18 protein-coding genes and 2 pseudogenes are annotated in these 23,450 nt (G+C 58.3%); 8 read left to right on the forward strand and 12 right to left on the reverse strand.

Annotated elements, in window-relative coordinates; all coding sequences use genetic code 11:
- The first annotated feature begins 152 nt into the window (after positions 1-152).
- From WGT02_RS27675 to WGT02_RS27690, 4 genes and pseudogenes are all read left to right on the forward strand, one after another.
- A pseudogene (locus tag WGT02_RS27675) lies at positions 153-438 on the forward strand (acylphosphatase).
- A gap of 188 nt (positions 439-626) precedes the next feature.
- Positions 627-761 (forward strand): type II toxin-antitoxin system RelE/ParE family toxin, encoded by a 135-nt coding sequence (locus WGT02_RS27680; protein ID WP_225040090.1) that lies wholly within the window; start codon positions 627-629, stop codon positions 759-761.
- Between the two features lie 596 nt (positions 762-1,357).
- Complete coding sequence (locus WGT02_RS27685; RefSeq protein WP_040680980.1) at positions 1,358-2,599, forward strand: DNA repair exonuclease; 1,242 nt, start codon at positions 1,358-1,360, stop codon at positions 2,597-2,599.
- Positions 2,600-6,049 (forward strand): YhaN family protein, encoded by a 3,450-nt coding sequence (locus WGT02_RS27690; protein ID WP_208247648.1) that lies wholly within the window; start codon positions 2,600-2,602, stop codon positions 6,047-6,049.
- Between the two features lie 236 nt (positions 6,050-6,285).
- On the opposite strand, the gene WGT02_RS27695 is transcribed toward WGT02_RS27690, so the two are convergent.
- On the reverse strand, positions 6,286-6,900 hold the full coding sequence (locus WGT02_RS27695) for a hypothetical protein (RefSeq protein ID WP_208247651.1): 615 nt from the start codon (positions 6,898-6,900) through the stop codon (positions 6,286-6,288).
- 256 nt (positions 6,901-7,156) lie between these two features.
- Here WGT02_RS27695 and WGT02_RS27700 point away from each other — a divergent pair, with 256 nt between their 5' ends.
- The 3 genes from WGT02_RS27700 to WGT02_RS27710 all read left to right on the forward strand — a co-directional run bounded on the left by WGT02_RS27700 (position 7,157) and on the right by WGT02_RS27710 (position 10,155).
- A complete protein-coding gene (locus WGT02_RS27700; RefSeq protein ID WP_225040088.1) occupies positions 7,157-7,330 on the forward strand; it encodes a hypothetical protein in 174 nt (57 codons plus the stop codon).
- 49 nt (positions 7,331-7,379) lie between these two features.
- Positions 7,380-8,195: a PHB depolymerase family esterase gene (locus WGT02_RS27705; RefSeq protein WP_339151230.1), complete on the forward strand. Its 816-nt coding sequence runs from the start codon at positions 7,380-7,382 to the stop codon at positions 8,193-8,195.
- 280 nt (positions 8,196-8,475) lie between these two features.
- Positions 8,476-10,155, forward strand: a complete 1,680-nt coding sequence (locus tag WGT02_RS27710) for a glycoside hydrolase family 3 protein (protein ID WP_208247655.1) — start codon at positions 8,476-8,478, stop codon at positions 10,153-10,155.
- Positions 10,156-10,413: 258 nt separating this feature from the next.
- On the opposite strand, the gene WGT02_RS27715 is transcribed toward WGT02_RS27710, so the two are convergent.
- From WGT02_RS27715 to WGT02_RS27730, 4 genes are all read right to left on the reverse strand, one after another.
- A complete protein-coding gene (locus WGT02_RS27715; protein ID WP_208247657.1) occupies positions 10,414-11,985 on the reverse strand; it encodes a carboxylesterase/lipase family protein in 1,572 nt (523 codons plus the stop codon).
- 402 nt (positions 11,986-12,387) lie between these two features.
- Positions 12,388-14,190: a PAS domain S-box protein gene (locus WGT02_RS27720; RefSeq protein ID WP_208247659.1), complete on the reverse strand. Its 1,803-nt coding sequence runs from the start codon at positions 14,188-14,190 to the stop codon at positions 12,388-12,390.
- A gap of 121 nt (positions 14,191-14,311) precedes the next feature.
- Positions 14,312-14,884 carry a dimethylsulfonioproprionate lyase family protein gene (locus WGT02_RS27725; RefSeq protein ID WP_225040083.1) on the reverse strand — a complete coding sequence of 191 codons (573 nt, stop codon included), beginning with the start codon at positions 14,882-14,884 and terminating at the stop codon, positions 14,312-14,314.
- Positions 14,885-15,213: 329 nt separating this feature from the next.
- On the reverse strand, positions 15,214-16,548 hold the full coding sequence (locus tag WGT02_RS27730) for an aspartate aminotransferase family protein (protein WP_208247661.1): 1,335 nt from the start codon (positions 16,546-16,548) through the stop codon (positions 15,214-15,216).
- Between the two features lie 141 nt (positions 16,549-16,689).
- On the opposite strand from WGT02_RS27730, the gene WGT02_RS27735 reads away from it, so the two are divergent.
- The gene (locus WGT02_RS27735) at positions 16,690-17,238 is read left to right on the forward strand and encodes a cupin domain-containing protein (protein ID WP_208247662.1); all 549 of its coding nucleotides are present in this window, start codon (positions 16,690-16,692) and stop codon (positions 17,236-17,238) included.
- Here WGT02_RS27735 and WGT02_RS27740 read toward each other — a convergent pair.
- The 7 genes and pseudogenes from WGT02_RS27740 to WGT02_RS27770 all read right to left on the reverse strand — a co-directional run.
- Positions 17,235-18,023: a pyrroline-5-carboxylate reductase gene (locus tag WGT02_RS27740; RefSeq protein WP_208247664.1), complete on the reverse strand. Its 789-nt coding sequence runs from the start codon at positions 18,021-18,023 to the stop codon at positions 17,235-17,237. The genes WGT02_RS27735 and WGT02_RS27740 overlap by 4 nt on opposite strands.
- Positions 18,024-18,145: 122 nt before the next feature.
- A complete protein-coding gene (locus tag WGT02_RS27745; RefSeq protein WP_024318530.1) occupies positions 18,146-18,802 on the reverse strand; it encodes a hypothetical protein in 657 nt (218 codons plus the stop codon).
- Between the two features lie 12 nt (positions 18,803-18,814).
- On the reverse strand, positions 18,815-20,005 hold the full coding sequence (locus WGT02_RS27750) for a hypothetical protein (protein ID WP_208247666.1): 1,191 nt from the start codon (positions 20,003-20,005) through the stop codon (positions 18,815-18,817).
- Positions 20,006-20,045: 40 nt separating this feature from the next.
- Complete coding sequence (locus tag WGT02_RS27755; protein ID WP_225040081.1) at positions 20,046-20,225, reverse strand: hypothetical protein; 180 nt, start codon at positions 20,223-20,225, stop codon at positions 20,046-20,048.
- 175 nt (positions 20,226-20,400) lie between these two features.
- A complete protein-coding gene (gene istB / locus WGT02_RS27760) occupies positions 20,401-21,297 on the reverse strand; it encodes an IS21-like element helper ATPase IstB (RefSeq protein ID WP_208245168.1) in 897 nt (298 codons plus the stop codon).
- Positions 21,294-22,766, reverse strand: a complete 1,473-nt coding sequence (istA, locus tag WGT02_RS27765) for an IS21 family transposase (protein ID WP_208245170.1) — start codon at positions 22,764-22,766, stop codon at positions 21,294-21,296. Before istA ends, istB begins: the two co-directional genes overlap by 4 nt.
- A gap of 228 nt (positions 22,767-22,994) precedes the next feature.
- Positions 22,995-23,450, reverse strand: a pseudogene (locus WGT02_RS27770) (TfuA-like protein); the annotation flags it as partial.

Genomic DNA, 23,450 nt, shown 5'->3' on the forward strand with positions numbered 1-23,450 from the left:
GATTTGCGCCAGCGGCTCGAGGGGGATATGGCGTTGAAATCGCGCGATATCTGGGTGACGCCCAACGATTGTCGTATGCTGCGGGACAGACCGTGCTTGAATTCTCTCCCACTGTTCCAGATTGCCTACAAGGCACGCGAATGGAGGCGAGCATGGGGAAGGATCGGAAGGCAGCGTTGGTGCGGATATCCGGTCGGGTCCAGGGCGTCAGTTTTCGCGTCTGGACACGCGCCCGGGCTGAACAGCTCGGTCTGGTGGGCTGGGTCCGCAACGAAGGTGATGGATCCGTGAAAGCGCTCATTGCCGGCCCGGAGACGGCCGTATCGGCGATGTTGAAGGAATTCTGGAACGGACCCGCCCGGCTCGTCGGTCGTTGCTGTCGAAGTGGAAGTGGCATCTCCTGAGGCGATACCCTCCGGGTTCCAGATCACAGCGTAGCTACGCCAACTGAAGGCGAAGAGGGTGTGCCTGCAGATGGCACCACGTGCACGGTGATGAACGAAGAAAGCGGTCAGCGCGCAGGACAGGCGGAAAAACCCGTCGGGTCGACGGACGCACGGATTGAGAATTGTGGATGAAATGTCGACCCATACGCTTCATAATTGCACGTCCAAGAGCCGTTGAGATTGCAAATCTTTGGTAAACAGGGAAGTTTTCGAACTACCGTTGGCCATCGGCTTATTTTTGTTCACGGATTCGCGAAAAATGAGGCCGACAACATCACAAAGAAGGAGAAGGAAGCCCTTCGAATAGCTGTGTGATGTTTACGTGCTCGCCGACGACAAAGAGCTCTCTGAGATGATTAAAAAGACGACGATATTGGAGATTACGTGTCATGAGCCGGATTCTGAAGAACGTACATAAGTCTGCGGCCAGCCTGCATGAGGCAGGCTTCGTCGACGACGTGACGATGAGGGAGTTCGACGCACTTTGCCTTCCTCTTTTACGTGACTATTCTCCCGAGGAAATTAAGAGGATTGGAGCCTCAAACAAAGGCTAGCCAGGCTGTGTTTGCCAGCTTTCTCAATGTTAAGAAAGTTACTGTTGCCGCATGGGAGCAAGGTAATAAAAAACCAAGCAGCACCGCCATCAAGATTCTTGATCTCGTTGAGCGTAAGGGACTGGAAGTTCTGCGATAGAAATAAAGTCGACTTGTTTAACATAAATGCCCGCCATGTGACCGCGGTCTTTGCCGTTTCCTTCCATCTGCCACCGAACGGCGCGCCCTACCTTGCCGACCGGTCCACGAACAATTGGCAGTGGAGAACGGGTGGACGCGTGACGCGGGCCGCACATTCGTTGCTACACTCTGTTGCTGGAGACTCAGGAAGGTCTCTAAAAACTGAAGAGTGTGGCCATGTCCTCATTTCGTTTTATCCATGCTGCCGATCTACACCTCGGGAGCCCCATGCTGGGGTTGGCGTCGAAGGATACCGATGTCGCTGCCCAGTTCATTGAAGCGACTAGGAACGCTCTCTCTACGCTCGTCAGCAGGGCGATTGACCTGGCCGTCGACTTCATCGTCATCGCCGGCGACATTTACGACGGCGACTGGAAGGACAACAAAATAGGCTTGTTCTTCAACCGAGAAATGGCACGGCTCCAACGAGCGGGAATTCCCGTTTATCTTCTGCGCGGAAACCATGATGCGGTAAGCGTCGTCACGAAAACGATCACACTTCCCGACAACGTTTTTGAGTTTCCGACAAATCGTCCAGGGACATTCCGGATCGATAGCCTCAAGGTCGCGTTGCATGGACAAGGCTTCGTCGAGCGATCAGCGACCGAGAACCTCGCGATCGGATACCCGCGGCGGGAACAAGGGTGGTTCAATATAGGCGTTCTCCACACCTCTCTTTCGGGACGAGAGCCGCATGCCCCTTATGCTCCCTGTTCTGTCGACGATCTCCGGTCACGTGGTTACGATTACTGGGCGCTCGGGCACGTTCATCAGTTCGAGGAAGTTTCTGCCGATCCGCCGGTCATCTTTCCCGGAAATCTTCAGGGGCGCAGCGTTCGAGAGGTCGGTGCGAAAGGCGCCGTGCTCGTGACTGTCGGAGATAGTCACGTGGAGTACGAGCGGATCATCGTGGATGGTGCGCGCTTCTGTGAAGTGAAGGCAATGCTCGAACCGCACCACAGCATGATTGATATCCTGCAGATGGTGGAGCGAGCCGGTAGAACCTGCGCGGACGAAGGCGAGGGAAGGCCGCTTGCAGTTCGCGTCCGATTGAGTGGTCATTCTGAGCTACAGAGCAATTTCGTCGTCAATCGGCATCAGTGGCGGGACGAGATCCAGGCCTCGCTTCATCGTGCGCACGAAAATATCTGGCTTGAGAAACTAGAAGTCCGGCTTTCGACAGGGTTGCAAGAAAAACCGAGCGGCGATGCACATGCTGGACTGGATCTCAGGCAGCTCGTCAGTCTTGCAGACGACCGGAAGGAACTCCTGCTCGAGGCGCAAGCCCTGATATCCTCGATCGCAATAAAGCTGCCGGGGGGAGCCGCTGCAGATGAATCGCCGTTGGAAGTGAGTGCCGAGGCACTGCTCGAGGAGGCGAAGCAATTGCTTTTCGCCCGCACTGAGATGGGTCTGTGAATGCGATTCGATACGCTCGACATCATCCGATATGGATCCCTGACCAACAAGGTCCTTCCTTTTCGGCAAAACGCGAGGCTGCATCTGATTTATGGACCGAACGAGGCGGGAAAGTCCTCTGCGCTCCGCTCGATGTCGGATTTGCTCTTCGGCTTCCCGCATGTTGCGAGGGACGACCATCTTCATGACGCGACGACCCTTCGTGTTGGGGCTTCGCTCTCGTCTCGCAACGGGAGCGAGCTCGCCTTCCGTCGCCGACGCGGTCGAAAGAACACGCTTCTCGACAACTCCGATGACGAGCGCTCGCTCTCCGAGGATGCACTGCAGCCATTTCTGGGCGCCGTGGACAGAACCGTGTTCGAAAGAGCATTCGGCTTGGACTCGGATCGCCTCCGAGCCGGTGGTGTGGAAATGCTCGAGCATGACGGAGAGATCGGAAGTTTACTGTTCTCGGCTGCTTCCGGGCTGACCGGATTGAGCAGTCTGAGAGTGTCTCTCGATGCTGAAGCCGAAAATATCTTCGCTCAGCGACGGTCCAAGGAACGACTGTTCTACCAGGCGTTGGACAGGCATGATGATGCTCGCAGACTTGAGAAGTTGCATGAGCTTCGCGCGGGCGACTGGAAAAAGCTGATAGAAGAGGCGACCCACCTGGAACGGGAGCTCGCCGAAATTCATGCTCGACGGACACAAGTCAAACTGAATCTGCACGCACTGACACTGCGACGTTCGCTCGAGCCGCTGCTGCGAGAAATTGATCTCGACGTCAATGCCTTGGAAGGCTTTTCTGATCTGGAGCATGTGCCAGCCAGCGTGGAACCGAAGCTGGACGCTGCTCTCGCATCTCATCAGGAGGCTGAGCAAACCGTTTCGTCTCTACAGGAGCAAGTGTCACGGTTGGTGGATACGCTCGCGGCAAGCACGGTGAATGACGAGATCCGTGAAGCTGCCGCGCATATCCGGCAACTTTACGCGGATAAGGGTATCTACCTCAAGGCGAGGGAAGATTTGCCGCGTGTCATCGCTGAGGCTCAAGAATTCGAAGCTAGACTTGGCCAGTTGGGCAAGCGGTTGGGTATCGACACAAACGATAAGTCGTTGGCTGACCAGCAGCCCACAGACGCAAATCTCGCGCTACTGAGAGCGCTCACGATGGAAGGTCGAGAACTGAGCCGATCGCTCACCGCCTTGGACAAACAGCTCAGTGAAGAAACCCAATATCTGAATGAGTTGGAGAGAAACCAACGCCCCGGCTCCTCGATCGACCCGAAATTCTTCACTGAACGCCTGGTGGCAATTCAGCCCACCTTTGCGGAGATCGACAAGATCGATTTGCTGACCGTGAAGCTCGCCCGCACGACGGCGGACCTTTCGGAGGCGACGGCGCGGCTCGTTCCCAGCGTCGACGACCTCGACGCGGTATTAGCCGCCCCATTGCCTGACCTGAATGCATTGTCGGAATTGCGGAAGCTGGAGGATCAAGCTGCGACAGGCATCCGCGATGCCATGTCACGTTTGAATTCGGTCCAGGACGAGCGGCAAAACATCATTCGCGAAATAGACGGGCTGGAGCGAGCGGAGTACTTGGTTACGAGGAGCGACATCCTCAATTCGCGAAGTTCAAGGCAAAATCTCTGGGACAAATACCGGGACGCTCCAACTGCGGCCGCAGGCTTTGCATTGCAAGCTGCAATGAACGAGAGCGACAGGCTCGCCGATCTAGCGTTTGCAGGAGCAGAGCGCGTTGCTCGCCACAGTCAGCTTAAGGCACAGCTGGCCGAGAAGGATCATCTCATGGATGATGCGGTTCAGGCGGAAGCCGTCGCACAAGAGGCACATCGTCAAACCCAATCCGAACTCGCGCAGCTATTTCTCGGCGTGCCCGTCTCACCCTCAACGACTGGGCAGATGATTGAGTGGCGTCGCTCCCTCGCGGAGCTGGAAAGGCAACGCCATGCGGTGCTGGAGTTGCAAGACGACGTCACGAAGCTTCGACTGGCGGAGCAGCGGATTTTGCCCGCGCTGGTATCTATTAGCGATGAGGCTGGTTTCGAAGGGGCAGGAAATCTCCCCGCCGTTGCCTTGGGCCGTGCGCTGGATCGGCACCTCAGCAGGCTGGCGGAGCTTTGGCAGCAAGGGCGCACTTCAGAGATCAGACGCTCCGCGGCGATGGACAAGATCAATGACCTGGATGAGCAAAAGCGGAGAGCTAGGCTTTCGATCGAGCAATGGCAAAGCACACTCTCTGACGCAGCCGCCTTGTTAAAGGTGCCGTTTAACGCGACGATTGAAATGATTGAAGCCGCTTTGGAAGTCTGGCGCGAGGTTCCCGAAATCGTTGCGCAGCGGAACAACCGCCAACGGCGGGTCGACGGGATGAAGCGAGACATCGCTGCATTCGAGGCAACCGCGGCTAAGCTCGTAAGGAGTGCCGCTGCGGACCTCTCAGGCCTTTCTGCCGATGCGGCCGCCGACATATTGCAGGAGCGCGCGCAGGACGCGGAGGCTTCCTATAGACATCGACGTGCGACAGAAGAACAGCTCACGCAGGCGAACGCACGTTACGAACGGTGTTTCGCCGCCCTGCAAGACGCGAAGGAAAACCTTCAAGACATTTCCTCAGGGTTGCCTGACGCTGAAAATCCCATCGAGTCGCGCCGGCGTCTAAAGCGACGCAATGAAGCTCTAGAGAGGCTTTCTTCAAGCCGCAGGCGCTTCGCCGAAAACGCGGAGGGGCAATCTGAAGACGCTGTTCGAGCGTCGTTGACAGATTTCGACCGCGCAAAAGCAGGATTGGAAATCGAACGTCTGCAGAAGGCCGATGCCAACCACTTCGAGGAGTACGGTGAGCTCTCCGCGCGGCTGGCCGAAAACCTGCGGCAGCGCCGTGAGCTGGAAACGGGAAAGACCGCTGAGCACGCCGTGTTCGAGCGCCTTTCGGCCGAAGAAGAGGCGAAGGAACTTGCTCGCCAATGGGTCGTGCTGAAGCTCGCGGCACGCGTGTTGGGAAGTTCGATAGAGGCCTTTCGTGAAACGCAAACCGATCCTGTCATGAACAGAGCAAGCCTCGCATTTTCGATGCTCACCGGTGGAGCATTCAGCCGGCTGGTTCAGGAGTATGGCGAAAACGATGTGCTTCATCTCATGGCGGAGCGTCCGACGGGAGAGAGGGTGCCGGTGAAAGGTGGATTGAGCGAGGGTACCGGTGATCAGCTCTATCTCGCGCTTCGCCTGGCTTTTCTTGAGGATTATTGCCTGAAGAACGAGCCAATCCCGCTGATCGCTGACGATATTTTCCAGACCTTCGACGATGACCGCACCGCGGCTGGACTGAAGGCGTTGGCGTCTACCTCCAAAACATTTCAGACGATATTGTTCACGCACCAGCGCAGCGTAGTCGAAATTGCGCGGCGGGAATTGGGCGAGGGTCTTGATCTCATCGCCATGTGAGGGCAGCGTCGTGGCGTCCTACAACTTGAATAAGCGCCACATAGAAAACGCCGTGGCAGGCGCTCATGCTCGACAGCGCCAGATCAGGTAGCTTCTTCTTAGTCGCTACGCAGCGTTCCAGGGCTAGACATCTGCACTGAGGCACCGCGCGCTGGAACACGTTCGCATTGTTCTGTGCCCCGCAAAACCGCGGGGCGCCAGAGGGAAGACGACGGAAGCGGGTGAACGATTCTTCGTCAGTGCGATGGCGAAGGTGCAACCTCGTCCCCGGACGGGGCAGGTCTGTCGACGTCGTCAATCAGCGATGGATTACGGTAGGAGCGAACGCGAGGGGTTGACCTCTCCAGGTCGCGGCGGTTGCGAGCGGCACTCTCGGCAAGCTCGGTTGTTTCGCGATCGGTGTCGGGAGCAGGGGCGAGGGCGTCTTCCGAGAGGGTAGGGTCTCCTCTGCCGCCATCCCAGCCTTCACGACGCCACAGGTCTGCACGCTCGTCCATGTCGATGCTGCCTTCGTCATCAAGGATGTCGTGGGCGCTTTCATAGCACTGATCGTCGACCTGAACCGCGACGAGGAAGCCACCTCGGCGCAGTCCTTCGGCATAAGCGGCGCGATCTTCGTCCGGGAAATACCAGTCGGCGAGGCCGGCCCAAAAGCCGCTATGATCGGATCGGGCGATATCGCCTTCAGCTTCGTATCCGGGCATGAAACGAATGCGCTCGTTCGACAAGCCGATGTCCTCCAATCTTCTGATCGCACTCTCGGCCTTGCTGCGGTCATCGAAGAACGCGCTTAAGGTGCCGAGAGTTTTGCTGGCGAAACTGCCTGATGCTTCATTGTGAATGCTGGTCATGTTTTTTCCTCCGCGAACTAGGGATCGGCGACACGTCATCTGCGTTGAAAACCTCATCGAACGAAAACTGTTCCTCCGCCATGGCCCTGATGATCGATTTAGGAGCATAGGCATGACCCAAGGGCCCACCTGAGCGCGGCGGACGACTTGGCTGCGCGCATGGGAGGGTTGTTCGTTTTAGCCTTCCGCGTTTGCCGCCGATCCAATAACGTAACCTGTCTATCGGTGGCGGCGTCCTTGCCGCGGGAGAGCATCGATGACGTCGATCAAGGACGTTGCCGATGACATTCAAATTGCAGAGATCATTCTCAAGACTGCTGAAATCGCAGAAGACGTATCGCAAGCTGGTTGCAAAGGCGCTCCGCACACCAGCCCGCACAGCATCCAGGCAAACAAAAAGGCCGGCCGATACGAAGCCTGCACTCAGTGAAGTGACTGGCTTCGGTAGCAACCCTGGACGGCTGACTATGAAGGTCTTCGTGCCCAGCAAATTGCCCGCGCAGCCGCCGTTGGTCGTCGTGCTGCATGGATGCAGACAGACGCCGGAAAGCTTCGACACCGGAAGCGGCTTTTCCAAACTTGCGACGCAGCGTGGTTTTGTTCTCCTGTATCCGGAACAAAGAGAAGCCAACAATTCGCAGCGGTGCTTCAACTGGTTTCGGCCCAGCGCGATCGCGCGAGATCGGGGCGAACTCATGTCCATTCGCCAGATGATCGAACACGCATGTGCTCGGCATCGAATTGGTCGATCCCGGATCTATATTGCGGGCCTTTCTGCCGGCGGCGCGATGACTTCGGCGCTTGTCGCCACCTATCCGGATCTTTTTGCTGGCGCTGCCATCTTTGCCGGGATGCCGTTCGGCGCGGCAAGGGACACAATGGCGGCTATCCGCAGCATGAGGTCCGGCGTCTCACGGCGAGAGCCTCGTGAATGGGGCGATCTGGTGCGCGGTGTCTCGCCTGCTGCAACAGGTTGGCCGTCGATTTCGATATGGCACGGAACTGCCGACGGCGTCGTCAACCCGGTCAACGCGATGGCCTCGATCTCGCAATGGCTAGAGGTAACGGGTCTGGAGGAACCCGCCGGGCGAACAAGGCAGATGTCCTGGGGCACGCTCAAGAAATGGAAGAGCAGAGATCGACTGCAACTGTCGTTCTATTCGGTCCGTGGCCTTGGCCATGGGCTGCCACAGCGGTTCTCGAGTCAAAAGGAGAGGGCGGCTGATGCTTACGTGTTGCAGTCCGAACTTTCCGGTCCGCTGGAGCTCATGCGTTCGTGGGGACTAAAGCTATAGAAACCCGGGCGTAATTGCCGGATCGGGCGTTTTGCCGACGTGGCGGAGGCGATATCGGAAGACGTCGCGGTGCTCGCAATTGGAAAGAGATACGGTCTCGAAACATGCGCTGCGGTATTTGGTTCCTAGTCGGATCTGCGATAACGTCTGGGCGAGGGGATGGCGGATAGCGGCGGTGGTCTTCTTCCTGGGTACGGAGTTGAACGTCGCTAGCCTGTGATGGGTAGCGCGTATATGCACATCTAAATATGCAAGCAGAGCGTTGATCAGGGAGGGACTTATGACGATCTACGAGCAACTTCGCAAAGCGCCGTTCAACCTCGATGACGCTGCGATCGCCTGGGTCCGCGACGTCTATGCCTCGCTCAATCTCGACGACAAGGTTGGCCAACTCTTCACCTTGATCATGATCGGGGCGGATGAGGAGGAGTTCAAGCGCGTTGGCGCATTGAGACCGGGGGGTATCACGCGATTTTTCACGCCTGACCTCGACTTCGAGCGGCGCGTCATTTCGAACCTTGTCGCTAAGAGCAAAGTGCCACCCATTATCAGCGCCGACCTCGAAGGCAGCCGTCATTCCTTCGCTTTCGGCACTCCGGTGCTGGGGCAACTTGGCCTTGCAGCCGTTGACGACATCGAGGCAACCGAAAAAAGTTCGGAGATCCTGGCACGCGAGGGCCGTGCGATGGGTGTTCGTTGGTCGTTCACGCCGGTGATCGACATAAATGCCGCCTTCCGATCGCCAATCGTCGGTACGCGCTCATATGGCTCCGATGTCGATAGGATCGAACGGCACGCGGTCGCCCATGTTCGCGGTCTCCAGCGGAATGGAGTTGCCGCCACCGCCAAGCACTGGCCGGGCGAGGGATACGACGACCGCGATCAACACCTCGTGACGACGACCAATCCGCTTTCCCTGGAGGAGTGGAAGGAAACCTTCGGTCGGCTCTACAAAAAGCTGATCAGCGAAGGTGTGCTGGCAGTCATGAGTGCGCATATTTCGCTTCCTGCCTATATCCGGTCGAAGATGCCAGATGCCGGGCTCGAAGCCTTCCGACCGGCCTCGGTCTCCCGGTTGTTGAACGTTGACCTTCTCCGAGACGAACTCGGTTTCAATGGCATCATCGTCTCTGACGCGACACCGATGGGCGGGCTATCGGCATGGGGCCACCACCTCGATACCATGCCTGATATCATTGCGAACGGCTGCGACATGATCCTCTTCAGCAATGCGCCTGAGGAGGATATGGCTGCGGTCAAGGCTGCCGTCGAAGACGGGCGAATTGCCCCGGAGCGACTTGAGGAAGCGGTTCTTCGTGTGCTGGCGCTCAAGGCGCACCTCAGGCTTTTTCAGCCGTCAGATGTGCTCCCCGATGCGGCGGAAGCGCGCAATCTGCTTGCGCATCCAAATAGCGTCGCCGCGTCCAAGGAATACATCGGCCGCTCTCCTACTCTTGTGAAGGATGTCAACAGCATCTTTCCGCTCGACCCCGCGAAGACGAAGCGCATCCTGCTCGTCGATGGAGGCATCATTCATCCGCTCATCCCGCAGCCTCTGAAATTCGTGCTGCCGGACCTATTGGCGGAGGAAGGTTTCGAAGTCACGATTGACCGGCCGGACATCGTGCCGACCCCGGAGAATTTCGACCTCGTGATTTACGCGCTAGGCGACGAGTCGCTGCTTGTGCGGGGCCGGATATTCGTTGACTGGCACCGGATGGGCGGTGGGGGGCTCTTCAAGGCCATGTACCGGCCCTGGACGAATGTTGCCTCAGTGATGATCTCGTTTGGGCATCCCTATCACCTTTACGATGCACCACGCGTACCGGCCTATATCAACGCGTACTCAACCATGGACAGCGTACAGGAAGCCGTTGTTGATTGCATGCTCGGTCGCAAGCCTTTCCTCGGCACGAACCCGGTAGATCCGTTCTGTGGCCTCGAGGATGCACGCTATTGACGCTTTCTGTCGCGTAACGACGTGATCGGCGAAAGGAGTTGTGGATAGACGATCGGTTATCTGGCCGACAGGATAGGCAGTCGTGGATCCGGACGGCGGGCAGTCCTCGCAGCATCCTTAGGATCAACCCCAAACGCGATGTTCAGGTGGAGTTGGGGTGGATTTTGCTTCCGTCTGACGATCGGTTTATGAGGGGCGAATTCAAGGCTTGTCGTTCCGGGCGGGACAACACAACCAAGCGACAGGCGCATCGCTCCGTCATTTCTGTTCCTCCCAATACCTTTGCCAGAGGTCGAGCCTGGGTTTCAGCGGATCGGCTCCTACCGTCGCGCCGTCATTGCTGAAGTCGATGACCTTGTCGCTGGCTGGGTCGTGTTGAGGCCATTTTGGCCGCGAGCCCCCATTTGGGTCACCCTTCGTTGCAAATTCGACCCAGTAAGCGCTCGCCAAAGCGGCCATGGCCCAGTCGGCGGGGGAAACCTTGTCTTTCACCAGTGCCGCTGGAATGTCGAGCGTATACAGAATTTCGAAGACAGATGGAGTGCCTTTCCATTTCGGATCGTTGCGAAGTGCCTCGGCAACATACGAGAAACGATACCACCACGTCGGCTGACCTGCGCGGAGCATCTCGTCAGCTAGGTGGCGAGATGGTTCGACAAGCGTTTTGTCGGCGAAGACCTGCTGCTTGAGCTCATCAAGTGGCTCTTGGCCGGTGGGATCGTAGAGGGTGCGGGCCTGGGCTGCATACTTCCCGAATAGCTGGAAGAGATCGTCTTTCGTCGCTGCCTGACCGATACCTCGATCACGATTGTTCGTTCCGATAATGACTGGAACTGGAGCTTGGCGGCCTGCCGCGAAAGCCGCTTCCGGCGTTTCGAGCAAAAAACGTCCGTCAATGATCGAGCCTGAGATGCCGATGACGGGCCTGCCTGTCGACATTCCCGCCAGCACCTCTGGTGCCGATGCACCCTCGGTTAGCGTTTCGGCAGGCACTGCCCGAAGCGCCGCGAGAGCGTCGGCACCGCTACCTTCAATTCCAAGAGAAGCCGCATAATCTAACGCGGTTTTCTCTGCTTCTTCCAACGATGACAAAGGCGTGCTGCGCGCTCGCGCGGTAGGGATGCCCGGTGATTGTAGAATAACTCCCCGGAAGAGCCCCCGTGACAAAGGCGATATCATGTGTGCCATCACCGAGCCGCCGCCTGCTGACTCTCCGAAGATGGTCACCTTGTTCGGATCGCCGCCGAAGGCTTTGATGTTTTGCTGAACCCATTTCAGGGCTGCAAGCTGGTCCATGTAACCATAGTTGCCGACGGGTTCGTCAGGGGACTCCTCTATGAGCGCAGGATGGGCAAAGTAACCAAGCCGTCCCATTCGGTAGTTCATACTGACGAACACAACTCTCTGGGCGGCTAGCTGGCCACCGGGATATTGAGGGGTGTTCCCATGGACAAGAGCGCCGCCGTAAATCCAAACCATCACCGGCAGGGGTGTCTTGAAATGCTTGGCCGGTGTCCAGACATTGAGAGTTAAACAGTCCTCGGACTTCGGCAAGTCGTCGGTCTGCATGCACGATGGACCGAAGTTTCGCGCATCCTTGACACCGCTCCATTGGTTCACGGGTCTGGGGTTGCGCCATCTCAGATCGCCAAGAGGTGGTGCCGCGTAAGGTATGCCTTTGAAGCTGATGACCGTGCCTGACCTCTCGCCCCTCAGCATTCCGCTGTCGATTCGAACGGTGTCGTCTGCCGCAGGTAATCGTGATGCAAAAGTCATCCAGGTTGCGGCCGCCAAAAAGAGCAGAAACTTGCGACTGCGGTCCACAAACACGGCCCCCTCCAACCGCTAGGTTCAGACAGTCCGGGACTAAAATACTCCCCTACAGCGGCAACGAAAAGGGTTCGTCCGACGTCGACCAATGTCCGATGTTGACGGCGCATTTCGACCCACAGCTACGCTTGGTGATCGTTGCGCGGTGGACGACGTGTTCGTTTTGCGCTTGATCCGCCAAGCCGACCGCAACGGGTCGAAGCGCGTATTTGCATGAAACATTTCGACCACTAACGCATTCAATGCCGGCGCAAGCAGGGAACACAAAAATGGAAGCACGACAGCACTTCGAGCGCCGTCGGAAATTGCGCGTCCGCCGCCTATACGCTCGACCAGTTTTCAACAAAGGTATCAGTTGGACAAGGCCACGCATGCTCGTGAAGTAGAACGCGGCACTCGGTGTTACTGCGGTGACTCGACTGAATGATCATGATCCCATCCACCGCCGACAGCTGCGTCGACCTCGCAGATCACGCCGGCCTGGTCGTAGGTGATCTTTACGTTACCCTTCAACTCGGCCGCCAGCAGGCTTTCGATCAGGCGTGAACCGAAGCCCTTGCGCGCAGGCTGAGTAACGCTCGGCCCGCCCGTTTCCTGCCAACGCAGTCTCAGCTTGGCAGGCTTGTCGCCTTCAAGCGCCCATTCAATGGAAACGCGGCCTTCTGGTACGGACAGGGCTCCATACTTGGCGGCATTCGTTGCCAGTTCGTGCAGCGCCAGCGAAATCGACAAGACGGCCCGCGGCGCCAGATGGATGCTCGGGCCCGAAATCGAGAAGCTGTCCTTTTGATAGGGAGACAGTGACTGCTTGACGACTGCTTCGAGCTCTGCCTGCTCCCAGTTGCCGTGCGTCAGGAGATCATGGGCCTTCGACATCGAGGCGAGCCTTGCCTCGAAAGCGTCCACTCCGGCTCGGTTTGCTTCCTCTCGCCCAAGCGTCTGCCGTGCGATGGCCATCACGGTCGCGAGCACGTTCTTCACACGATGGTTCAGTTCGCCAACGAGAACCGTCTGGAGCCGCTCGGCTTCCTTTCGCGCGCTGATGTCGTGCGCTATTTTTGAAGCCCCGACAATCCTGCCATAAGCGTCAAAAATAGGTGAAACGCTGAGTAGAACGTCGACAAGCCCGCCATCCTTGCGGCGGCGCTTGGTCTCATAAGGATCGACCTTCAGACCGGCGCTGACCTGCCTGATGATTGCAGGTTCTTCTTCAATCCTGTCATCGGGAACCAGAAGCACGACCGAGTGGCCGATCGCTTCGTCGGCCGAATAGCCATAGAGCTTCTCGGCTCCGACGTTCCAGCTCGTGATCCTCATGTTCAGGTCGGTGCCGAGAATGGCGTCGTCGGACGAGGCAATGATCGCGGCAAGGCGACGCTCCACTTCCTGAGCGCGCTTGCGTTCCGTGATATCAACGACAACGGCGACTGATTGCCGTATCGCTCCGTTCTTGTCGCGAAGAGGTGAGAGGGAATTCGCCACCCAAACGAGGCTACCGTCCTTGCGCACGTAGCGCTTCTCGATGTCAAAGCTCTGGCCGGTTTCCAGCATTGTCCTGTAGGATCGGACATAATCGTCCAGATCCTTGGGAAACGTGATGTCCTGCACCCGCATCTTCAAAAGCTCGGCTTCCGTGTAGCCGACGATTTCGCAGAAGCGGCTGTTGACCAGGAGGAAACGCCCGGCGAGATCCGACTGACCGATGCCGGCCGCCGTCTGCGAGAAAATTGCCCGAAACCGTTCCTCGCTCTCTCGTAGTGCAGTTTCGAATTTAACGCGTTCGGTGGTCTCGCTGACGATGCAAAAGACGCCGCCGACCTTGCCCTCCTCGTCCCGGACCGGTGAATAGGAAAGGTCGAAGTGGACAGTCTCGGGATAGCCGTGGCGCTCGATATAGAACGGGCGGTCCTTGGCGACCACTGTCTCGCCGTGGTCAAGGACGCGCCGCAGGAGCGGTTCCAGATCGCTCCACAATTCGCTCCAATGCTCGCGGGCCGGGCGGCCGAGGGCCTGAGGATGTTTGCTGCCGATTGTCGGCGCATAGGCGTCGTTATAAAGAGCGATGAAGTCCTGGCCCCAGAACATGACGATCTGGGCTTTGGATGGCAGCATGATGTCGACGGCCGATTTCAAGCAGAGCGGCCACGAGGACGGCGGGCCGAGGCCGCTCGCCTCCCAGTCGTGGCCATAAATGCGACCGGGCATCTCGCCTGATCCAGGATATGTATCGCTGCTGCGCAGGGGGTTTTGTCCTCTCTGGATGCCCTTTGTAACTCAAAGGTTTGGCGCGCAAACGTCAAGAGGGAAATTAGCGAGGGGCGATCCGTTACCGCTCGACGTGGCACCAGGCGGCCAGAAGGGGTCGCGCCGTGCACCGCATCGCGACGGTGTGTCCCGCTTCGTTGAAGAAAATCGAGCCAATGGAACCACGCTGCCATCCCTTGTCGTTACAGGAGAATTCGCAGTCTGAAAGCGCCAGAAAAACACGAGAGCGATACTGAATATGGTCTGGGAAGCGGCTGTACGGCGCCATGACGGTCAAACCAAGAGCCACATCGGCTCGTTCTTCGACGCCCGATATGCCGGCCACGACCGCATGTGCGTGGGTGTGCTCAATGTTGATGCTCGCAAAAGGGCCGGTCTTGCTGGCAACCCATTCCAGGCTCTTGGCGACATCGTTGATGGCCGCGGCAGCTTCGGCGAAGGGCTCGCCCTTGGAGGTCAGATTGCGGAGCGCAAACTGCAACTGCGGAGCCAAGGGCACAGGAGTGGCCGGCTTCGTCGCGACGGCGCCCGGCTCCTGCAGCAGGTGGAACACCTTACCCGCGACGAATTTCTCCATGAAGGGAGCCGCATCGGACAGCATGATGTTTCCCAACGCACCGATCAGGCGTTGCACGGCGACAGGTCTGCGAGCGCGGCTGACGGAATATTCGCCGCTAGCAGTCCTGGTCCCACGATGCAGCAGGAGATCTGCTTCCCTTCTCAACCGCGGTTTCGACATCGATACGGAAAAGCTCCTTGGTCACACTGGGCGATCCTTATCCCGGTGCGATCAAAAAGCAAACTGTTCGAAGCGCGTTTTTCCGAGAATAGCTGGCACCCTGGAGGGCCATGCCTGCGCGAGCATTCGTAATCCGGTTGTCGTCGCCAACCTTGAGGCCGTTGGTTGGACGTTGCCTCCGTTTGGCGGTTGGCCGCCAAACGGACGACAAGCCCACACTGAGCTTACAAGACGCGTTTCAAGGCGTCCCGCAAGATGGAAACAATCTTCTCGATTTCGTCTGTCTCAATAATCAGTGGCGGCGAGAGCGCGACGATGTCGCCCGTGACACGGATCAAAAGGCCCTTCTGGAAGCAGTCTACGAAGACGTCATAGGCACGGGTCCCAGGCGCACCATCCCGGGGCGCAAGCTCAACAGCGCCGACGAGACCGAGGTTGCGGATGTCGGTGACATGGGGCAGTCCCTTCAGGGAGTGAAGGGCGTCCTGCCAGGTGTCGGCGATGGAGGCGGCGCGCGTGAGCAGACCTTCCTCCTCGTAGATTTCCAGAGTAGCAATACCTGCCGCACTGGCAACTGGGTGGCCGGAATAGGTGTAACCGTGGAAGAACTCGATCTGGTTTTCAGGGCCGACCATCAATGCGTCATACACCTTTTGGCTAGCAAAGACCGCGCCCATCGGAATGGCACCGTTCGTCAGACCCTTCGCGGTAGTGACCAGGTCTGGTACGACGCCGAAATAGTCGGTGGCGAAGGGCGTTCCCAGACGGCCAAAACCGGTAATGACTTCGTCGAAGATCAGCAGAATGCCATATTTATCCGCAATGGCGCGTAGGCTCTCGAGATATCCCTTCGGCGGCAGAATGACGCCTGCCGAGCCCGACATCGGCTCGACAATGACGGCGGCAATTGTCTCCACACCGTGCAGCGCAACCAGACGTTCCAGATCGTCCGCAAGCTCGACACCATGGTGCGGAAGCCCCTTGGAGAAGGCGTTTCTCTCGATATCGAGGGTGTGGCGCATGTGGTCGGCCGGAATCTGCGGGAACACACGACGGTTGTTGACGAGCCCGCCGACTGAGATGCCGCCGAAGCCGACGCCATGATAGCCCTTCTCGCGACCGATTATGCGGGTGCGCGTGCCCTGGCCGATCGCGCGCTGATAGGCGATCGCGATCTTCAACGCCGTATCGACCGATTCCGAGCCCGAGCCGGTGAAGAATACACGATCGAGTTTCGCGGACGGCCCGCCGGGCGAAATCTTTGACAGCTTTTCGGCAAAGTCGAATGCGACAGGATGGCCCATCTGAAACGTTGGAGCAAAGTCCATCGTTTGCAACTGGCGTGCGACAGCGTCTGCGACGCGTTTGCGGCCGTGGCCGGCATTAACGCACCACAGGCCAGCCGTGCCGTCCAGCACCTTGTTGCCGTCGATATCGGTGTAATACATGCCTTCGGCTGAGGCGAGCAGCCGGGGAGCGGCCTTGAATTGTCGGTTGGCCGTAAACGGCATCCAGAAATTATCGAGGGAAGGCCGGTTCGACGTGCTCATCTGGTCCATCACTTATTCTCCGTTGAGTTTTGAAGAATGTTCAGTGATTTACAGCGAGGGACAAGTCCTTTTCTGCGTCTGCATAAGCACTTGAAATTTCTGTGCGTGAGCTGAATATGTTCGATATTCGCAACAGGTGAAACACGTCCTATGTCCGTCGATATCGGCAATCGTCTCCGCCATTTAAGGATGACGCATAGTCTCTCGCAGCGCGAGCTCGCCAAGCGCGCCGGCGTCACGAATTCGACGATCTCGTTGATTGAATCGAATTCCTCCAATCCTTCCGTCGGCGCGTTGAAGCGCATCCTTGATGGCATTCCGATCGGCCTGGCGGAATTCTTCGCCTTCGAACCGGAACGACCGCGAAAGGCGTTCTATGCGGCCGAGGAGCTCGTCGAGATCGGGAAGGGGGCAATCTCCTATCGGCAGATTGGCGAAAGTCTGTTCGGGCGCAGCCTGCAGATCCTGAAGGAGTGTTATCAGCCGGGCTCCGACACCGGCAAGGTTCCCCTCGTTCATGAGGGAGAAGAGGGCGGGATTGTCCTCTCCGGGCGACTTGAAGTGACGGTCGACGACGAGCGCCGGATCCTTGGGCCGGGCGACGCTTATTATTTCGAAAGCCGGAGACCGCATCGGTTCCGATGCGTCGGACCGGTCGCATGCGAGGTCATCAGTGCCTGTACGCCCCCGACGTTCTAGGCGCTGGGGTCGCCCTGTATCCTCGCCAGAACGCGATCAAGCGCCAGGATTAGGGCATCATGCCCTCCGTTTTTCTCAAAGTCGGACTGCACCTGTTCGTTCAGGCCGCCGTTTGTTGCGAACTCGCCGCTGAGCTCTTCGAGCGGAATGGTACTGGAGCGCAGCGCCGTCTGTGAAAGGCTGGCAAATAGCGGCGCGATATAGGCGCGCCCCTTGCCTTTGGCGAGGCCGCGCTGTTCCAGCCACGCCGCCGAGACGTCCATGATCCCGAGGACGGTGGACATCAGCGCGCTGGCTGCGGCCAAAAGGTCGTATTCCTCTTTGGTCTCGCATTCGACTGCCATGCCGAGAACGGAAAAGAGCGCCGCGACGTCAGGGTCCGGCGGGAAGACCGCTGTCACCCCTTCGTGATCCGCGACGAAAGGCAGCGGAATGGCCTGCACGAGGTGAACATCTGCGCCGATCCACTCCAAAAGCGTCTTGCGGCTCGTTGCCGCAATGACGCTGATAACGGATTGCCCCTTTCGGAACGTCAGTCCATTCAGGACGTCCTGCGCAATCTGTGGGCGCACCGCCAGGACAACCATGTCGCTGGCATCGACGACAGCCTGATTGTTGGTGGCGATTGAGACCTCGGCAAAGTCGATCGCCAGGCGCTGCGCGATCTCTGCGTTGCGAGGCGAGATCGTCACTTGCGGGACGAACGCAGGTTTGGCTAGCAAGCCTCTGACCATTGCATCGGCAATGGCGCCGGTTCCGATGAAGCCGATCTTATCTACGGGCACCCCGTTTCTCCTCGCTAAGCAGTCAAGCGCGACCTAGGCCGCGCTCGTTCTTCGCATAGTGGATAGCGCTCCGTGATGCGGGTTGCAAGGCGATCTTACCGTCGCTGCAGTATAGGCAGCGGCTACTCCCGAGAGCGCATAGGTGCCAGCGACATGGATTGCGAATAGGCCTGTGGCGAACGGTTCCCGGGCATGTTTTCATCCAGTATGAGCGTCTTGACGTCGTCCGAACGGATGTCCAAGGCAATGATCCGCCTCCGCATATCGATCTGCCAAACGGCGTAACCAAGTTCCGGAGTGTAGCCGCAGTCACAGCCGCAAACGCCACCTACGATTGTTTTCGGCTCTGCTGGCAAATACATGATCTGCGGTTTCGGCAATTTATAACAATGCCCCTCGTAAGCATATCCATAAATCACGCCGATAGTTTTGATGTAAGCCTTATCCCCGGGGGATAGGATGTTGACATCAACGTAGAGTTCAGATCCGCCAGGTGCTGAAAGCGCTATCAACTCGTTCTTGTATCCACTTTTCAACTCTTCATATTTGCCCAGAAGTTTCTTAACCGCTTCGACACCGTTATCAAGATCCCTCAGGTTGGACTCTTCAAGCTCCTTCTGGATCATTGGGACTAGAGCTTCGTCGGGTATAGACACGACAATCTTCCCTAGTGCTGGGCGGCCATACAGCCGCACCTCGCCCGGATTGTAGGTCTCGTAGTCTGGGGCCCCCAACACTAGCCCGATGCCCACGCCTGGATTTCCGCAGCAGTCGCTCATTGTCCTCTCCTTTTAAGATCCTCTTGGATCGATAAATCCACGCCACGTAAAATTTTCTTCCAGCCGAGCGGCGGTCTCCTCCTCGGCCGAATCGAGAATTACTCGTGTGGCCCGATGGAAGGTCAGGTTGGTTGAATCGAGTTTCTTCAACGATCCAGCGAGTGCCCGCCCGATCTCGTCGCGCGCAGTCATCAGCGCCAGTTTGAAGAACAGCGGCCGGGCGAGGAATGATTGTGTGGTGAGTTCTCGAAACCGGTCGAATTCATCCAGCGTTAGTTCCCGCAGGTCGACGTCGAGAAGGCGGCGGTCAGCGCAACCGTGTTCAACAAGGTTGCGATGATAAAGGTCAATGATACTATCGAAGACTGCCCCTACAAAGGGTAGCGCCCGATCGTGCGGCTCGCGCGTGACTTCCGACATGCGCCTGAAGTTGGTCGCCAGGCGTATCTGCGTCTCGGGGCTGGTTTCGGCGAAGCGGTTGAGTTCGTTGTAGAGCAGCAGATTTCCCCTTGTCCGCCGCAACAGGCGGTCGATGGCGGAATCGAAATGGAGGAAAGAGATCAGCGACACGCAGTCGGAAAAGCCTTCCGAGAAGGGAAAGAAGTCGCTTTCGCGCGACGCGCCAAGGGGAACGCCCATCTCCGAGAAGATGATGAGATGGCCGAGTTCGTGGGCGATCGCGTCGAAATTCAGAGCGTAAGGTCTTGGTGAGCCGCCGGCATGCGAGCAACCAAGCTCCAGAAAGCCATAGCCTGCCTGGGCATTGTCCCATTCGACGAAGGGAACGATCTCCAGTTTGGGAATCGTGCCATCGAAGAACCAGCGGATCGGGTGGCCAATATAGCTCTGCCAGATGTCGAGCACACGATGGATGCAGGCATAGGCGTGCACGCCGAGATAAGGTCGCGATCGCGGGTCGAGGCCGTCGAAATGACGGTCGGGCCCTGCCTGGACCGGCGGACGGCGGATCCCCTCAAAGGGCGGCAGGCGCGACATGCCGTAGGGCTGCTTGCTGTAGAGCGGATCAGCCACATACATCAGGGCATCGCTCGGTCCTTCATTGATCTGATCGGGAAGAATTGAAAGCCAGACGCGATCTGGTTGCTCATAACCCGGGATGAAGGGCGGCTGAGGAAAAATCCAGAACCGTGTCCCTGTGCCGGCCTCCGCAGGGGCCAGCGCAACATCCGGGTGCAAATCCATGTTGGCCTCGCCCTATAGGTCGAAACAACTTTACGTTTTATTAGTATGTATTAATTAATTGTATGTCAATATTGGCTGCTTCGAGATCGCGAATGAAAGTATTCGTTGCAACCCAGGTGTTGATCGGGCGGCGACCGCCAAATTCCGCCGCCAGTCGGGGCGCAAGTTTCAGTGCCAGCGATGCGTCAAGGCCCTTCTGTCGAATAAGCTGCTGACTCAATCTACTGATTTCTTCGCGCCGCCAACCTTCCGCGCGAAGTATCCTATCAAAGGATCGGTCTCGAAAATTCATTCGCCGCGCGGTTGTGGATAGACTATCGCGTTGAGCCGCGCTTATGTGGCCGATATAGCGCGACGATCAGGATGAGACGCGAGCGACAATCTGGATGAGATTCTTATGTCGCGGTTGGAGCGAAGTTATCATGTTGATTGTCGCTGGCAAGAGTTTCATCGTGTTCTGATTGCCGCTCCGCGACAAGCTGGGAAGAGCTTTTGATTGTCGCGAATGAGGCGGGTCTGCCGCGCTGGCGTTTGGCTTCCATGGCCGAACGCCGCCGGTAGCTTTCGACATTCATCTCGAAGATTGTTGCGTGATGGACAAGTCGGTCCACCGCGGCAAGCGTCATGGCCGGGTCTGGAAAGACGCGGTTCCATTCTCCGAAGGGCTGATTGGCGGTGATCATGATGGAACGCCGCTCATATCTTGCGGAGATGAGTTCGAAGAGCACGCTCGTTTCGGCCTGGTCCTTGGTGACGTAGGCCAGGTCGTCGAGGATGAGAAGATCGAACTTGTCGAGCTTTGCGATGGCGGCTTCGAGCTGAAGCTCCCTCCGCGCGACCTGAAGCTTCTGGACGAGATCGGTCGTGCGGGTGAAGAGCACGCGCCAGCCGTTCTCGATTAGCGCGAGGCCGACGGCTGCGGCGAGATGGCTCTTTCCGCCGCCGGGCGGACCGAACATCAGGATATTGGCGCCTTTGGCGAGCCAGCTATCGCCGGCTGCAATCGCCATGACCTGGGCCTTGGAGACCATGGGAACAGCGTCGAAGGCGAAGCTGTCGAGCGTCTTTCCGGGTGGCAGGTGGGCCTCGGCGAGGTGTCTTTCGATCCTGCGATGGGCGCGTTCGGCCAATTCATGCTCGGCGATGGCCGAGAGGAAACGGGCAGCAGGCCATCCTTCCCGATCGGCCTGCTCGGCAAATTGGTGCCAGAACGTCTTGATCGTCGGCAGCCTCAGTTCGTTGAGCATGATGCCGAGGCGGGCTTCATCGACTGTGTGGATGTTGCTCTTCATGCGACCTCTCCCGCATAGGCCGTGCCGATCAGGGCTTCATAACCATTGAGCGACGCGAGTTGCACATGAACGATCGGCAACTGATCCGGGTCCGGGCTGAAGACCGCTCTCAAAGCCGCCAGATCAGGCAGTTTGTGGGCGTCGAGCGTTTTGGCAAGCTCCTCGGCCAGTTCACGCTCGCAACTGCGATCGTGAGCCAAGGCAAGCAGTTCCACGGTGATCTTGCAAGCCTGCCGCTCGGGCAGTTGCTCGATGAGCGCGTCGAAAGTCCTGCGATATTCCGGCCTGGGGAAGAGCTTGTCGCGATAGACGAGCCCCAAAAGCGCCATCGGCTTTTTGCGCAGGGAATGAATGACGTGATGATAGTTGACGACTTGATCGTGCTTGCCACTCGCATGGGCGCGGCCTCGGGGTAATGTCAGCAGATGCGTGCCGCCGATGAAGACGTCGAGGCGATCGTCGAACAGACGCACCCGCAGCCGGTGGCCAATCAGACGGGAAGGCACGGTGTAGAAGACCTTGCGCAAGGCGAAGCCGCCGGTGCTCGATACGGTGACGATGACCTCTTCGAAGTCGGTGGTGCGACGATCGGGAAGAGCTTGCAGATGCGTGCGCTCGGCATCGATGCGCTTGCCATGTGCGGCATTGCGGCGGCTGACGATCTCATCGATGAAGGCGCGATAGGATCCGAGGTCGCCAAAGTCCCTGGTTCCGCGCATCAGCAGAGCATCGCGGATCGCATTCTTGAGATGGCCGTGGGAACTTTCGATCGAGCCGTTCTCGTGCGCGACGCCCTTGTTGTTGCGCGTCGGCGTCATGCGATAATGGGCGCACAGTTCGTCGTAGCGATGCGTCAGATCGACCTTGGCGTCGGCATCGAGGTTGCGGAAGGCGGCCGATAAGCTGTCGCTGCGATGATAGAGCGGCGAACCGCCAACCGACCACAGGGCGTTCTGCAGCCCCTCGGCCAGAGCGACGAAGCTCTCTCCACCCAGGATGACATGGGCATGCTCGAAGCCCGACCAGACCAGCCGGAAGTGATAAAGCAGATGATCGAGCGATTGGCCGGCGATCGTCACGCCGAGGCTGCCCATGTCGGTAAAATCCGACAGTCCTAACCGACCGGGTTCGTGCATCTGACGGAAGATCACTTCCTGCTCCTGACCGTGAACAGCCCGCCATGATCGGATACGACGCTCAATCGTACGGCGAACACCTTCTGACAGCTCTGGATGACGCCGCAGCATCTCGTTGTAAACGGCGACCGCTCGGATGCCGGGCGCGGCCTTGAGGAGCGGAACAACCTCGGCGTCGAAGATGTGCTCAAGGGGATCGGGGCGACGCCGGTCGCGCGGCGGCTTGGTCTGCGATGGAAGACGCGCATCCTTCTCGATGCGGTAAGCCGTCGCCCGGCTGATCGACGCCTTGGCGGCAGCGACCTCAATGGGGTTGTTTTGTCGGTACTTCATAAAAAGCCTCGTCTGATGATCGGTTACATGGCGACCCGGCACAAAGGTGATTCTCCATTCTCAGAAAATCACCGACGCTACCGGGCCAACCGCGATCATGAGACGCCGAAAAATTGCGCCGCGGCGGGGGTGTAACTCCAGTCGGGCTACGCCCTCCCTTCGTCACACCCCCGCCGCCGAGTCTCATCCTGATTGACGCTGAGTCTCACCTTGTTTGTCGCCGCGCAGGCCGAGCCGCTTCAGATTGGAAAACGTCCTTTGAAGATCGATCAAGGCGTCTGTCACGGGCGGGAAGCCAAGTTCGGCCGGTCCCGATTGGACGGCGACGGCATCGTCCGGGGCCAGTATCCAGCGCCTGTAATACCTAAAGACCAGCCCCACGCCGATCATACCGTATGGACCCAGTTCCGCTGCCCGAAGCGCTCCCATGCTTGCGGCTCCGATCACCACGATCCCCTGCGCCAGCGCCCACAGGATTTCCTTATGCCGGACAGACGGACGATCTTCGAAATGTCCATCGATGATGACCATCGCTTTGGGGCGAAATGCATGAGCGGCAAGCAGTATGTCGCCCTGTGCGACCGGCTGAAGGTAGATTGCGTCGAGCGCAGCTTGGGCTTCCGGCAGTCGCAGCGTCGGGCCTAGAAAAACCAATATCGGACCTGCTTGATCGCTGGCACTCAT

It is taken from the genome of Rhizobium sp. T1470 (genome assembly GCF_042140505.1).
Lineage (GTDB): Bacteria > Pseudomonadota > Alphaproteobacteria > Rhizobiales > Rhizobiaceae > Rhizobium > Rhizobium favelukesii.